We start from the raw sequence: 12,723 nt of genomic DNA, 5'->3' as shown, positions 1-12,723 counted from the left end.
ACACGGCGAGCACCTCGGCGTCAGTAGACGCCGCACATCCCGTCGATGGAGACCTCTTCGATGAGTTCTTCGGTGACGGGTGCGGTGTCGTCGAGCTCCGGGTTGTGGGTCATGTCAACTCCTCTGATCGGTTGGGTGGTGGTCTACGACACAATAAGTGCACTGAGGGCAGAAATGGAAGTGGTGGGGTCGCAACGGCGACTCCTGCGTAGGCTGCGACCCGTGGAGCGCGCCCAGAGATCCTTCGCCGGACGTCCCGAGGCGACCTCCCACGCCGAGATCGAGCAGGTCGCCTTCCGACTCTTCGCCGAGCGCGGTTTCGAGAGGACCACTCTCGACGCGATCGCCGAGGCGGTGGGCGTGAGTCGGCGTACTCTCTTCCGCTACTTCGCCTCCAAGAACGACATCCCGTGGGGACAGTTCGACCGCACCCTGGAGCACTTCCGCGAGCTGCTGGATGCGATGCCGCAGGAACTGCCGATCGGCGAGGCGGTGCATCGCGGGGTGATGGCCTTCAACGAGTTCCCCGCCGATGCCGACCCGAGTCACCGCGAACGGATGCGGCTGATCCTCGGCACTCCCACCCTGCAAGCGCACTCGGTGTTGCGCTACCGCGAGTGGCGTCAGGTGATCGAGGAGTACGTCGCCGCCCGTCGCGGGGAGCCCGTAGACGCCCTGGTGCCGCGGATGGTCGGTCAGGTCTCGCTCGCACTCGCCGTGACGGCGTACGACATCTGGTTGGAGTCGGACCAAGCCGACCTCCAGGGGTTGTTGGCCCGATTGGGCGAGGAGCTGCGCGACCTCCTCGCGGATTGAGCCCGGTCGGGAGGCCGTCCGGTGGGTGTGACCCCGATCTCGCCGGTCCAATGACTGGAAAGTAGCCGGGTCACGGGGTGGGGTGCTGGGATGCTGGCCTGAAGACGCATTCCGAGAGAAGAGGCAGCACCCGTGAGCGAGATCGACCTGTCGACCAAGACCATCGCCGTGCTCGGCGGTACCGGACCCCAGGGCCGCGGCCTCGCCCGCCGCTTCGCGCAGGCCGGGCTCCGCGTGGTCATCGGCTCGCGTGGTGCCGAGAAGGCCCAGGCTGCCGCTGCCGACCTGGTCGAGGCGACCGGCGGCAAGGTGAGTGGGGCGGACAACGCCGGTGCTGCGGCGCAGGGTGACATCGTGCTCGTCGTGGTGCCGTGGGACGGCCACGGTGAGCTCGTGAAGAGCCTTGCCACCGAACTCGCCGGCAAGATCGTCGTCGACTGCGTCAACCCGCTGGGCTTCGACAAGCAGGGCGCCTACGCGTTGCAGGTCGAGGAGGGTTCGGCCACGCAGCAGGCCGCCGGGTTGCTCCCGGAGAGCCGCGTCGTGGGCGCTTTCCACAACGTCAGTGCGGTGCTCCTGGAAGACCCCGAGGTCACCGATCTGGGCACCGACGTGCTCGTTCTGGGCGACGACCGTGAGGCAACCGACACCGTTCAGGCACTGGCCGATGTCATTCCGGGCGCCCGCGGCATCTACGCTGGGCGCATCCGCAATGCGCATCAGGTGGAGGCTCTGACCGCCAACCTGATCAGCATGAACCGGCGTTACAAGGCACACGCCGGCGTGCGAGTCACCGACGTCTGAGTTCCTTGAGCCGGCCGACCGCAGCCGGCCGGATCCAGGAGGCAGTCGCATGGTCGAGGAAGTCAAGGCGTGGGACATCGATGTCCGCGACACGATGATCCGCATCGCACGGGAGTGCGCAGAAGCCGATGGCCAGGCACCTCTTGACGAAGCTGCGCGGATGCGGATGCGCAACAACGGCCTCACCGGCTCGCAACTGTGGCTCGACGACAACGCGGGCTTCGCGCTGCGGCACGAGGCGGCGCTGGACCTGGCGGTCGTGCCGGAGAAGCGGGGCCAGGGCATCGGTTCGGCCCTGGCCGAGGCGGCGCTCGACGGCGTGACCTCGGCGTGGTCGCACGGCGACCACCCGGCGGCCAGGGCGCTCGCCGCGAAGCACGGCTTCACTCGGGCCCGTGAGATGTGGGTGATGCGCCGCCCGCTGGCCGACCTGCCCGAGCTCGTCGCGGAGGTGGCGATCCGCAGCTGGACCGATGCCGACCGCGACGAGGTGCTGCGGGTCAACGCCGAGGCGTTCCGCACCCACCCCGAGCAGGGCGACATGGATGCGCAGAACCTTGCCGATCGCATGGCGGAGCCGTGGTTCGATCCCACCGGTCTGCTGATCGTCCCCGAGGAGACCGGATCCTCGGCTTCCACTGGACCAAGAAGCACACGCCGGAGCTGGGTGAGGTCTACGTCGTCGCGACCGACCCCAGCGCCCAGGGCCGCGGTCTGGGGCGCGCCCTGACGATCGCTGGGCTCCATCACCTGGCGCGAGTGCTGGACTCGGACGGGGAGATCATCCTCTACGTCGAGTCCGACAACATTCCCGCCGTCGCGCTCTACGAGGGTCTCGGCTTCACCCACGCCCCGGCGGACACCCACGTCCAGTACCGACGCTGACTGGTCGAGGTCGCCCGGATCGCAGCCGAGATGGCACTTCACGTGGCTACGTACTGCCACGCAGGAGGTGTGACCTCGTGGGTCAGGCGTTGGCGTCGGATCCGTTGCTGGCGTCGCTGTCGGACTCGTCGTCCTCGGCGGTGGTGCTGGGGATGACGAAGCGGTAGCCGACGTTGCGGACGGTGCCGATCAGCGTCTCGTGCTCGGGGCCGAGCTTGGCGCGCAACCGTCGCACGTGGACGTCGACGGTGCGGGTGCCCCCGAAGTAGTCATAGCCCCAGACCTCCTGCAGCAGTTGCTGGCGGGAGAAGACACGACCGGGATGTTGGGCGAGATACTTGAGGAGCTCGAACTCCTTGAAGGTGAGGTCGAGCGGGCGGCCGCCGAGACGCGCGGAGTAGGTCGCCTCGTCGACCGTGACGTCGCCGCTGCGGATGACCGCTGACTCAGCATCGTCGTGCTGGGAGAGTCTGGCGACGGCGATCCGGATGCGGGCGTCGAGCTCGGCAGGACCACAGGTGTGCAGCACGACGTCGTCCATGCCCCAGTCGAGGGCGACGACCGGGAGCCCACCCTCGCCGAGCACGAGGATGACCGGCACGTCGGACCCGGTGGTACGGATCAACTTGCACAGGTCCCGGGCCGGCGCGAGGTCACGACGGCCGTCGACGAGCACGAGGTCACAGTCGGGCGCGTTGACCAATGCAGCGCCCTCAGCGGGGAGGATCTTCACCTGGTGACCGAGCAGTCCGAGGGCTGGCAGCACTTCTGCGGAAGGCTGCAGGGCGCTGGTGAGCAACAAGAGTGTCGCCACGGGCCCCTCCTTCCAGCTGGGAGCTTTGTGGGCAAGGATATCGCCCATGGGTGGTCGCAAGTTCGTCACGGTTCGTTTTTGGGCAGCAGCGAAAGCGGCCGCGGGTGTCGGGGAGGAAGTCGTGGAGCTCTCGGCAGAGGCCACGCTCGGCGACCTGAGTGACGACGTACGCCGCCGTCACGGTCCTGATCTCGACCGCGTCATCGGTGTCTGCTCGGTGCTCGTCAACGGCTCCCAGGCCGGCCCCGACCCCGCCTCGGTCCTGCTGCCCGCGGACGCCACCGTCGAGTACCTCCCTCCCTTCGCCGGCGGCTGACCCGGCGTGACCAGCGGCCTCGCTGGTCAGGGAGGGCGTGACCGAGAGCCTGGAGCACCTGGGGCTTGGTGGGGGCGCCGGAGGCGCGGGAGACCTCGGCGCCGGCGGCGTCGATGACGATGGTGGTGGGTGTGCGCAGGATGTTGAGGCGGCGGACCAGCTCGAGCTGGGACTCGGCATCGATCTCGACGTGGGCGACACCCGGGACCACGTCGCTGACCTCCGCGAGGGTACGTCGGGTGGCCCGGCAGGGTGCGCAGAAGGCGCTGGAGAACTGCACGAGCGTGGCCCGCTCACCCACGGCGTACTCGGCAAGCGCCGGTGCCTCGACCTCCTGGACCTCCGTGCCGCTGGGCGCCATGTCCTCGCCGGTTCGCGTGGGGCCGGGGAGGAGAAGCGGCCGTTGCGCGCGCGCAGCACGAGTGCGATCACGACGAAGAGCGCGAGCGCGCCGAGCAGGACGACCATGCACGGTTCAACCTCGATCGAGGCGTGACCTATTCCCCGCAGCGCGGTTGGATGGGTTGACGGCTCGGGGACGAGCTGGCCCGGCACTTCGGAGGAACCCTTGATCCTGGACACCCGCAACTTCAGCCACTTCTCGAAGCGCCTCGCGCAGACCCCGCGGCTGTTCAAGAACTACCCGCACGTCTTCTACGACCTCGTGGCCTCGCTGACCCCGATGCGCGACGACGAGATGAGCTTCCGGCTGCGCAACGGCTACACGATCGTCAGTCCCAACGTCGACGGAGCCCGCTTTCCCCTCTACGAGATCTTCGCTGACGACGCCTACCACCTCGACTCGATGCTGGCGGGCCTGCCCGACGACGTGCACGTGATGGACCTCGGCGGCCAGATCGGGTGTTTCTCGTTGGCCGTCGCGCTCCACCGCCCGCGGGCGCGTGTCCATGTCTATGAGGCCAGCCCGACCAGCGCCTCCTACGTGCGGCGCAACGTCGGCGCCAACGACCTGGCCGACCGCATCACCGTGCACGCCAAGGCGATGTCGGGTGAAGAAGGTTCCTTCACGTTCGTCGACAGCGGCACCGCCAGCGGTCACAACGGTCTCACCGCCCCCGAGGGCCTGGGCCGCGAGGTCACCGTCCCCGCCACCACCTTCGACGCTGCGGTGAAGGAGATGGATGGCCGGGTCGAGGTGGTGAAGGCCGACGTCGAGGGTGCCGAGTACGACATCATCCTCAGGTCCGACCCGGCCTCGTGGGCCACCGTGCGGCGGGTCGTCATGGAGTACCACCCGGTCGAGGGTCACTCGCTGGACGAGCTCCTCGACTTCTTCGCAGGCGTCGGCCTCGAGCCGGGCGAGCACGACCGTGGCACCCGTGCTGGCCTGGGGGTCATCTGGCTCTCGCGCGATGCCTGAGTTCGGACCCGGCCGACCGCTCGTCTTCAGCCACATCCCGAAGACGGCCGGAACCTCCCTGCGTGCAGCACTCACCGAGGCCCTCGGTCCGCAGCAGGTCGTCGACGCCCTCGACCTGAGCCTGGTCGGCGGCTATGACAACGTCGACGGCACCGGTGAGCAGGTGCAGGCCATGTTTCACCTCACCCCTGACACGCTGCCGGCCGACGCGGATCTCGTGCTCGGCCACCTCGCCCCGGGCACCACGCTGGCACGCTATCCCGAGGGTCGCTTCCTCACCCTGCTCCGGGATCCACGGCTCCGCCTCCTCTCCCAGTGGATCCACAGCCGCTCGCTGAGCGACTTCGACCTGCGGCACTACCGCCGCGAGGGCACCGCCTTCCGCATCGCCCGCCTCCCGCTGCTCGACTACCTCGACCACGCCAATGTCGCACCCAACGTCGACAACACGATCACCCGTTTTCTCACCTGGCCGCACCCGCTCCTCCGCCAGGACGCCTTCATCGACCCCGAGCACGATGCCGAGCTGCTCGCCGCCGCTCGCGCCACGATCGACCGCTTCGACCACATCGGTCTGGTCGAGGACCCCACCGCCATGACCCGTCTCGCGCAGTGGCTCGGCGTGGAGCTCCCAGTGGTCCGCGAGAACGAGCGCACCAGCGTGCCCAAGCGGCGCCGTACCGATCTCGAGCGCGAACTCGACGCTGCGACCCTCGCCCGGCTCGACCACCGCACCCGCCTCGACCGGCAACTCTGGTGGTACGTCGCCGAGCGGCTGCTCGACGATCCTCAGCGCGTGTGGGACGAGGGTTGGGCGCGTGCGATCGCGCGCTATGAGAAGGCGATGGCGCAGCCGGTGACGGGCCGGCCGGTGCGCCGCGCGGTCGCGTCGGTCTATGACGCTGCCTACCAGCTGCTGCGGAGGGGCGGATGAACTCTCCCGACCCCGGTCCGGCGACAGCAGCGCCGGCCACCGCGAACAAGCCGGCCGCCTGGTGGATGATCGCGCTGGCTGGCGTGGCGACGCAGTTCCTGATCATGGTCAACGGCGTGATCGCGGCGAGGATGCTGGGTGTCGAGGGCCGCGGGCAGGTGGTGATGGTGGCGATCCTCGCCGGCGCCGCCTCCCAACTGACGCTCGGCGGGAGCCTGCCCAACGCGATCACGCACAAGTTGGCTGCGACCGGCCGCAACACCCGCGACGGGCTGCGCGGGTTCGTCGGCCGTTGGCTGCTCTGGGGGAGCTTGGCCGGCGCCGTCGCTGCGCTCTATCTCGTCTTCCTCGAGCGCGCCGACCTCGACTCGGACGTGGCGCTGCTGGCGGTCGCGGTGGTGTTGATGGCGCTGCAGGCGATGGCATCGCGGATCCTGGTCGCGGCCATGCTCGGGGAGGAGACGCCGCCACTGACCGTGGCGCTGACGAGCCTCCTGCCGCAGCTGGTGCTGGTGGTGGTCGTCGGCACCGCTCTCGCGCTCGGGGTGCGGTGGAACGCGGTGGAACTGCTCGGCGTGACGATCCTGTGCACCGGTCTCGTCCTCCTCGCCCGGATCCGAGCCCTCGCACCGGGCCGCGGGGACCAGCCCCTCGACCGAGTCGAGCTCAATGCGGTCGCCCGCAGGACCCACATCGGTTCCGTCGGCCCGATCGACGGTCTCGGCCTCGACCGGATCCTCGTCGGCTCGACGCTCGGCAGCGCCGCACTCGGTCTCTACTCAGCCGCCTTTGCACTCGGCGGCCTCACCAACATCCTCGCCATCTGTCTGGCGATGATTGCGCTCCCGCAGATCACCAAGCTGCAGACCGCGCCCGACCAGGAACGGGCCTTCGTACGCGGTTGGCTCGTCATGTCGGCCCTGTTGATGGGTGTGGTGGCGCTCGGTCTGGTGCTGCTGACGGAACCGGTGATCCGACTGACCTTCGGCCGGGAGTTCCTCGACGCCGTTCCAGTTGCACGTTGGCTCGTGGTCGGCTGCGGCCTGCTCGGTTTCCGGCGGGTGCTGACCGCGGTGCTGCAGGGCCGCAGCAGAGGCGGCGTACCCTCCTGGTCGAGCTCGCTCTCACCCCCGTCATGGTTGTCGGAATCGTGTGGTGTGCTGTCGTCGACTCGCTGGTGGGCGTGGGAGTGGTGATGACGGTCGTGGGCGCGGCGTCGGTGGCAGTGCTGGGGTGGTTCGTCCTGCGTACGTCGGCAGTCGGCTCGTCGGCGGTGCTCGAGGGATCACCGGTGGTCGAGCCTGTCGAGACCAAGGAGCGTCAGTGAGGATCGCCTTCCTCGGCAACGGGATGACCGGCTACCTGCACGCGCAGTACCGCGAGCTCGCCGCGCTCGGGCACGACCTGCTCGTGGTGCAGCCGGGGCGCCCCGATCTGGCCGTCGGGGCGATGCGCGACACCGCCTTCTCGGGCCTCGGCACGGAGGAGTTCGCCACCTACGTCGGTTGGGAGTCGCTGACGCCTGAGCGGCTGTGGGGGATCGTCGACGGCTTCGTCCCCGACGCGGTGGTGATGACGTCGTGGAACTTCTCCGACGCCTACCGCGCCGTGATGAAACGACTGCGCCGACCGGTGGTGCGGATCCTCGTGATGGACAACCTCTGGCGTGCGGCGCCCAAGCAGTGGGCCGGGCGGCTGGGCCACCGGCTCTACCTCGACCCGTTGGTCGACGCGGTGATGGTGCCGAGCGAGCGCACCGAGTTCTACGCGCAGCGCCTGGGGTTCGCCCCTGCCGACGTCATCCGTGGCTCGTTGTCGGCCGACACCACCTTGTTCGCCTCCCCACCTCGCGACGGCGCGGAGCTGTCGCGACGACGTACCTTTCTGTACGTCGGCAGGCTGGTCGACCACAAGGGTGCTGACCTGCTGGCAGCGGCCTACGCGCGCTACCGGTCGTTGGTGGCCGAGCCGTGGGGGTTGAAGGTCGTCGGGATGGGGCCGCTGGAACCGGTGTTGGCCGCGGTGCCCGGGGTGGAGCTGCTCGGCTTCCGGCAGCCGTCGGAGGTGGCGGAGCTGATGCGCGAGGTCTCCTGCTACGTCCTGCCCTCCCACATCGAGCCCTACGGGGTGGTCGTGCACGAGGCGGCGGCTTCGGCGTTGCCGGTGCTGTGTTCGGAGTTCGCAGGTGCCGCGGCGGGGATGGTGCAGGACGGCCAGAACGGCTGGGTCGTGCCGGCCTCCGACGAGGTCGCGTGGGCCGAGACGATGGCGCGGATGAGCGCGCTGCCCCCGGAGCGGCTCGCGGACATGTCGCGGGTGTCGGTGGCGCTGTCGCAGCGGATCAGCCCGAAGGGCTGGGCCGTCAACCTGTCCGAGGAGATCGAACGACGTCACGCCGCGGGTGGCGGGCGGATCGGGCGCCGGGTGCGTCCGTGGAAGGGATGAGTCAGTGGCTGCAACCGTGATCGTCGAGCCCGACCCGGGCGGGCACCGATTCCAGGCGGTCGCCAACGTGGCGCGTGTGGCTGCACGCGGGGGTGAGGTGGTGCTGCTGACCTCCCGCGTCGGCGCGCGTGATGACGCCTTCACGACCCTGCTCGGCGACCTCGACGTCGAGCTGCGAGTCGAGCAACCCTTTGACGCCATTCGGCCACCGACGCGGGAGATGGCCCGGGCCATCGCCGCGGTGGCCCGGCAGTGTGAGGTGGAGCGGGCCATCATCATGGACGCCGACCAGGCGCTGAAGCGCTGGTGGTGGGTCGCGCGCCAGGAGTTCCGCCGCCTCGCACCACGGCCGTTCATGATCTTCATGCTCACCCGCTACCCGGCGAAGCTGACCTGGCGTGACACCACCGGATGGAAGCTGCGTATCTCCAAGGGGGCCTGGCCCTGCTCGCCCGGGCACTCGGCACGCTCGACTACGTCGTGGGCTTCGCCGGCCGCGACGACATGACGGAGGGCTGGGTCGTCAAGCGAGCGCGGGACCCGGAGGTGTGCTTGGCGCATTCGCGCGACCGGGTCGCCATCCGTGAGAGGTTCGGCCTGCCCCAGGACCGCAGGTTGGTCGGGATCTTCGGCGTCATCGAGGAGCGCAAGAACGCGCCGATGGTGCTCGATGCCCTGGACGCCGCGAGCCTCGACGACGTCGATCTCGTGCTGGGCGGCGGCATCTGGGACGAGGTGTGGGCATGGATCAATGCCTTGCCTCCCGAGCGGCGCAAGCGGGTGATCACCCACGACGGGTTCTTGACCGACCTCGAGATGGACCAGCTCGTCGCGGCCGTCGACTGTTGCCCGATCGCCCTCACCAACAACGGGCCGTCGGGGATCATGGGCAAGGCGTTGGCCGCCGAGGTCCCCGTCGTGACCGCCGGCTCCACGGTGCGGGCGCGCGAGGTCGCCGCCACCGACGGTGGGCTGGCCTGCGAGCTGACGGTGCGCGGGCTCGGCGCCGCGATCCGCGAGGTGCTCTCCTGGCCGGCAGACCGGCCGCGCCGCAACACGGTGCCGCCGGCCACCCCGGAGTCCTTCGCCGAGCGCCTGCTCGCGCTGCGCTGATCTTCGGATCTGGCGCCGCTGGTCAGCGCCAGAAGACGCCGTCGACCTGGAGTATCTCGCCGGTCGGCGCGGCATAGCCCTGTTCGATTCCGACCAGGTGGAAACCCTGCCGGTAGGCCCACGACACGGCCTCGTCGACGGTCATCCCGCCGTCGTAGAGCGGTACGAACGACAGCTCCAGTTGCAGTCCGACCACCTGCGCCAGCGTTGCGGGAGCACCGGCCAACACCTCCCGCTCGAAGCCTTGCGTGTCCACCTTCAGGTACGTCGCTGCGCTGGTTGCGAGCGCCTGCTCGGCCAGGTCGTCGAGGCGGGAGACGCGCACGTCCTGCGTGTCGACGTACCCGACCTCCGGTGCTGCCGAGCGGTGCGCGTCGAGCATGGGGAGCAGTGAGCTGGAGTCGGAGTTGGAGGCGACGTTGATGGTCGCCGTGCCCGGTTCGGCGCCGAGGGCGGTGTGGTGTGCCGTCCAGGCCGGGTCGGAGGAGATGTGTCCGGAGAGGTCCGCGTACGCGGAGGCGAGGGGCTCGAACGAGACGATCCGTCCGTGGTAGCCGAAGTCGCGGAGCTGCTGACCGAATCCGCCGCGGGCGGCACCGACGTCGAGGACAAGGTCGACACCGCGGTCCGCGAGGATGCGCTGACGGCGGGCAGCGGGGTGGCGGCGCACCTCGAATCCGCGGCTCGCCAGCAGTCTGTAGGCAGCCGTCAGCAGCTTGTCGCGGGCCAACGTGCCTCCTTCGGATCGGGCCACTCGTGAGGTCAACGGCCCCTGTCGGTCAAGGCTACGGCCGGGTACGGTTCCGCTCGTGAACCCGCGTCTGCGTGCCGTGCTCCGCACCACTGTCCTCACCGTCAACACTCCGATTGCGAAACGTCGCGCCACCAAGGCGTTCGCTGACGCACCGCGCCCGATGAAGCTTGAGATCGGTGGCCTGACGAAGCGGCCGGGATGGGTGGTGACCAACGTCGGCGCGCTGACGCGCAACTACCTTGACGCCACGCGGCGCTGGCCGCTCGAGGACGCGTCGGTCTCGCACGTCTACTCCGACAACGTCGTCGAACACCTGCCGTTGGAGGCGGGGCGTGCGATGTTTGCCGAGACCTTCCGTTGTCTTCAGCACGGCGGCGTCGTACGCATGGTGACGCCCGATCTGCGAGCCCACGTGGAGAACTACCTCGCCGGCAAGGTGCCCGCGGGCGACCCGGAGGCGAAGGTCTACCAGGAGATGGGCCTGACGGTGGACCACCCGCTCGACTGGGTGCGGATCCCGATCGCGTCGTTCGGCCACCACGAGGGCTATGTCTACGACTTCGAGACGCTCAAGCTCGAGTTGGAGCGCGTGGGTTTCCGTGACGTGGTCCGCTGTGACCTCGGAGAGAGCACGCACGCTGCCCTCCACGGGCTCGACCAGCGCGCCGACGAGGGCGGCGCGCAGATGGCCGTCGAAGCAACTCGCTGATCCCACCTCTCCCGAAGGAGCACGACTGATGGCGCTGACCACCTCCGAGGGTCACACCTTCACCCAGCTGGTCTTCTCCGACCTCGAGCGCTACCGCCCGGGCCAGACCCCGAGCTGGCCGCGGGTGCTGATGCGCTGCGCGTCGAACCCGGGCATGGTCGCGTCGATCGTGCTGCGTGCGCAGCAGAAGGCGTACGCCGCGGGGCGGGTGCGGCTGGCATTCCTGCTGCGCTCGCTGGGCATGTTCTTGGTGAGTGCTGACTTCGTGCCCGGCATGGACGTCGGTCCCGGGCTCCTGATGCCGCATCCCAACGGTGTCGTCATCGGCAACGGGCTACGCGTGGGCGCCAACGTGACGTTCGGTGGCGGCATCACGGCCGGTGTCAAGCAGCCCGATGTCGATCCCGATGAGGAGGGCCAGGGGTTTCCGACCATCTGCGACGGGGCGATCATCCTCGCCAACGCCGTCCTCGCCGGGCCGGTCACCATCGGTTCCTACGCCCAGGTCGGTGCGAACTCCGTGGTGCTCTCCGACGTCGCCGAGTGCGCTGTCGTCTTCGGTGTTCCGGCGCGGAAGATCGCCGAGCGCAAGCCGGTGCTGCCGGGGTCCTACGAGGAGGTCGACCGCGCCTGATCCGCGACTTCGGCCGCCCAACTCGTGTGACCTGGCTGGTCAGCAGTCGGGACAGTGCACGCGTGACTCGGCGTCGAGCGCAGGGTCGTGTCGGGCCACGAAGGCATCGACCTCAGGTGAGTGGATCTGCAACGTGTGCGCGCTGACCTTCTCGACCGGCCAGTCCCACCAGCAGATCCGCAGCAGCGCCTCACGTACCGGCTCCTCGAAGCGGTAGCGGATCACCTTGGCCGGGTTGCCGCCGACGATCGCGAACGGGGGCACGTCCTTGACCACGACGGCGCGCGCGGCGACGACCGCGCCGGCGCCGATCGTGACGCCGGAGTTGATCATCGCCTGGAACGCGACGAACGAGTTGGGCTCGAGCACCACGGGCCCGCTGCTGTAGAGGGAGTTGGGCACGTCGACCCACTCGCCGCGCTCGTTGATCTCGGTGTTGATGGTGCTGACCCAGTCCATGTGGTGCTGGCCGCCAGGGATGATGACCGTCGAGTAGTGGACACCGGCGTAGCGGCCCACCTTCACCTGCGGGTTCTCGCCCGGATAGGTCTCGAGCACCCGCATCGTCGGGTAGGACGGGTAGGCCGCGTCCAACCCGGGGATCCCCTCCGGCGTGTCGAAGTAGGTGTATTGCTGCCCCTCGATCCAGTAGCGGACCTTCCGGCGCAACTTCTCACGCAGTTTGGCGCGGAAACCTTGGGGCTGGGGCCATTCCATCTCGACCTTCACAGGAGCGGACACTAGCCCGACTTCGCATGCTCTGTCTGCCGTCACTTCGACAGGACTCCCTCGTTGCTAGGGCGAGACAGGGTCGTTGCTGCCACGATGGGCACCACGACCACGAGATTGAGGAGTCGCCCCCGATGAGCACCACACCCGCGGACGTCGAGCGCACCGTCATCGACTTCCTGACGCGCCTGGAGAAGCTCCCGGAGGGGTTCGACCCCACCACGCCGCTCTATGCAGAGGGCGTGGGCCTCGACTCACTGGAGACCGCCGAACTCTCGGCCCTGCTCGAGGACGAGCTCGGCTCCGACCCGTTCAGCACCGGCGACCTGCCGCAGACACTGGCCGAGATCCAGACGTTCTACGTCGGGGTCTGACTTTGATCGAACTCC

Annotated in this window: 20 protein-coding genes; 15 read left to right on the top strand and 5 right to left on the bottom strand. The window is 69.1% G+C overall.

What is annotated here, in order from left to right; translation table 11 throughout:
- Nucleotides 1-20: 20 nt before the first annotated feature.
- Nucleotides 21-113 carry a mycofactocin precursor MftA gene (gene mftA / locus L1066_RS15770; RefSeq protein ID WP_235737238.1) on the bottom strand — a complete coding sequence of 31 codons (93 nt, stop codon included), beginning with the start codon at nucleotides 111-113 and terminating at the stop codon, nucleotides 21-23.
- A gap of 109 nt (nucleotides 114-222) precedes the next feature.
- Here mftA and mftR point away from each other — a divergent pair, with 109 nt between their 5' ends.
- From mftR to L1066_RS15750, 4 genes are all read left to right on the top strand, one after another.
- Nucleotides 223-816 carry a mycofactocin system transcriptional regulator MftR gene (gene mftR / locus L1066_RS15765; protein WP_235737237.1) on the top strand — a complete coding sequence of 198 codons (594 nt, stop codon included), beginning with the start codon at nucleotides 223-225 and terminating at the stop codon, nucleotides 814-816.
- 132 nt (nucleotides 817-948) lie between these two features.
- Complete coding sequence (gene npdG, locus L1066_RS15760; protein ID WP_235737236.1) at nucleotides 949-1,620, top strand: NADPH-dependent F420 reductase; 672 nt, start codon at nucleotides 949-951, stop codon at nucleotides 1,618-1,620.
- Between the two features lie 49 nt (nucleotides 1,621-1,669).
- Entirely contained in the window at nucleotides 1,670-2,350 is a 681-nt protein-coding gene (locus tag L1066_RS15755; RefSeq protein ID WP_235737235.1) for a GNAT family N-acetyltransferase, read from the top strand.
- A complete protein-coding gene (locus L1066_RS15750) occupies nucleotides 2,245-2,505 on the top strand; it encodes a GNAT family N-acetyltransferase (RefSeq protein WP_235737252.1) in 261 nt (86 codons plus the stop codon). The genes L1066_RS15755 and L1066_RS15750 overlap by 106 nt, the downstream gene beginning before the upstream one ends.
- An 82-nt stretch (nucleotides 2,506-2,587) precedes the next feature.
- Here the strand turns inward: L1066_RS15750 and L1066_RS15745 are convergent, their stop codons facing one another.
- Nucleotides 2,588-3,319, bottom strand: coding sequence for a winged helix-turn-helix domain-containing protein (locus tag L1066_RS15745; protein ID WP_235737234.1), 732 nt, complete (start codon nucleotides 3,317-3,319; stop codon nucleotides 2,588-2,590).
- A gap of 46 nt (nucleotides 3,320-3,365) precedes the next feature.
- Between L1066_RS15745 and L1066_RS15740 the strand changes: the two genes are divergently transcribed.
- Entirely contained in the window at nucleotides 3,366-3,635 is a 270-nt protein-coding gene (locus tag L1066_RS15740) for a MoaD/ThiS family protein (RefSeq protein ID WP_235737233.1), read from the top strand.
- On the opposite strand, the gene L1066_RS15735 is transcribed toward L1066_RS15740, so the two are convergent.
- Nucleotides 3,544-3,996 carry a TlpA family protein disulfide reductase gene (locus L1066_RS15735; protein WP_235737232.1) on the bottom strand — a complete coding sequence of 151 codons (453 nt, stop codon included), beginning with the start codon at nucleotides 3,994-3,996 and terminating at the stop codon, nucleotides 3,544-3,546. The two genes, L1066_RS15740 and L1066_RS15735, sit on opposite strands and share 92 nt — an antisense overlap.
- Before the next feature lie 207 nt (nucleotides 3,997-4,203).
- On the opposite strand from L1066_RS15735, the gene L1066_RS15730 reads away from it, so the two are divergent.
- Genes L1066_RS15730 through L1066_RS15705 form a run of 7 tightly spaced genes read left to right on the top strand, consistent with a single transcriptional unit; the run spans nucleotide 4,204 to nucleotide 9,508 of the window.
- On the top strand, nucleotides 4,204-5,016 hold the full coding sequence (locus L1066_RS15730) for an FkbM family methyltransferase (protein WP_235737231.1): 813 nt from the start codon (nucleotides 4,204-4,206) through the stop codon (nucleotides 5,014-5,016).
- Nucleotides 5,009-5,950: a hypothetical protein gene (locus L1066_RS15725; RefSeq protein ID WP_235737230.1), complete on the top strand. Its 942-nt coding sequence runs from the start codon at nucleotides 5,009-5,011 to the stop codon at nucleotides 5,948-5,950. Before L1066_RS15730 ends, L1066_RS15725 begins: the two co-directional genes overlap by 8 nt.
- Nucleotides 5,947-7,146, top strand: coding sequence for a lipopolysaccharide biosynthesis protein (locus L1066_RS15720; protein ID WP_235737229.1), 1,200 nt, complete (start codon nucleotides 5,947-5,949; stop codon nucleotides 7,144-7,146). Before L1066_RS15725 ends, L1066_RS15720 begins: the two co-directional genes overlap by 4 nt.
- Nucleotides 7,146-7,277, top strand: coding sequence for a hypothetical protein (locus tag L1066_RS26880; RefSeq protein ID WP_283095458.1), 132 nt, complete (start codon nucleotides 7,146-7,148; stop codon nucleotides 7,275-7,277). Before L1066_RS15720 ends, L1066_RS26880 begins: the two co-directional genes overlap by 1 nt.
- Nucleotides 7,274-8,395: a glycosyltransferase family 4 protein gene (locus L1066_RS27880; RefSeq protein WP_235737228.1), complete on the top strand. Its 1,122-nt coding sequence runs from the start codon at nucleotides 7,274-7,276 to the stop codon at nucleotides 8,393-8,395. The genes L1066_RS26880 and L1066_RS27880 overlap by 4 nt, the downstream gene beginning before the upstream one ends.
- Nucleotides 8,396-8,399: 4 nt before the next feature.
- Nucleotides 8,400-8,903, top strand: a complete 504-nt coding sequence (locus tag L1066_RS15710) for a hypothetical protein (RefSeq protein ID WP_235737227.1) — start codon at nucleotides 8,400-8,402, stop codon at nucleotides 8,901-8,903.
- Nucleotides 8,807-9,508 carry a glycosyltransferase family protein gene (locus tag L1066_RS15705; RefSeq protein ID WP_235737226.1) on the top strand — a complete coding sequence of 234 codons (702 nt, stop codon included), beginning with the start codon at nucleotides 8,807-8,809 and terminating at the stop codon, nucleotides 9,506-9,508. Before L1066_RS15710 ends, L1066_RS15705 begins: the two co-directional genes overlap by 97 nt.
- Before the next feature lie 22 nt (nucleotides 9,509-9,530).
- On the opposite strand, the gene L1066_RS15700 is transcribed toward L1066_RS15705, so the two are convergent.
- On the bottom strand, nucleotides 9,531-10,238 hold the full coding sequence (locus tag L1066_RS15700; protein WP_235737225.1) for an FkbM family methyltransferase: 708 nt from the start codon (nucleotides 10,236-10,238) through the stop codon (nucleotides 9,531-9,533).
- Nucleotides 10,239-10,317: 79 nt separating this feature from the next.
- Here L1066_RS15700 and L1066_RS15695 point away from each other — a divergent pair, with 79 nt between their 5' ends.
- Both L1066_RS15695 and L1066_RS15690 read left to right on the top strand, forming a co-directional pair.
- Complete coding sequence (locus L1066_RS15695) at nucleotides 10,318-10,971, top strand: class I SAM-dependent methyltransferase (RefSeq protein ID WP_235737224.1); 654 nt, start codon at nucleotides 10,318-10,320, stop codon at nucleotides 10,969-10,971.
- 28 nt (nucleotides 10,972-10,999) lie between these two features.
- Nucleotides 11,000-11,605 (top strand): serine O-acetyltransferase, encoded by a 606-nt coding sequence (locus L1066_RS15690; RefSeq protein ID WP_235737223.1) that lies wholly within the window; start codon nucleotides 11,000-11,002, stop codon nucleotides 11,603-11,605.
- 39 nt (nucleotides 11,606-11,644) lie between these two features.
- Here the strand turns inward: L1066_RS15690 and L1066_RS26875 are convergent, their stop codons facing one another.
- Nucleotides 11,645-12,322, bottom strand: a complete 678-nt coding sequence (locus L1066_RS26875; RefSeq protein WP_283095457.1) for an LbetaH domain-containing protein — start codon at nucleotides 12,320-12,322, stop codon at nucleotides 11,645-11,647.
- A 146-nt stretch (nucleotides 12,323-12,468) separates the two neighbouring features.
- Between L1066_RS26875 and L1066_RS15680 the strand changes: the two genes are divergently transcribed.
- A complete protein-coding gene (locus L1066_RS15680) occupies nucleotides 12,469-12,708 on the top strand; it encodes a phosphopantetheine-binding protein (protein ID WP_235737222.1) in 240 nt (79 codons plus the stop codon).
- Nucleotides 12,709-12,723 lie beyond the last annotated feature (15 nt).

The sequence above is a fragment of the Nocardioides alcanivorans genome (assembly GCF_021555175.1).
Lineage (GTDB): Bacteria > Actinomycetota > Actinomycetes > Propionibacteriales > Nocardioidaceae > Nocardioides > Nocardioides alcanivorans.
Note: the sequence above shows the minus strand (reverse complement) of the source record. Positions and strands in the feature narration are given on the sequence as shown.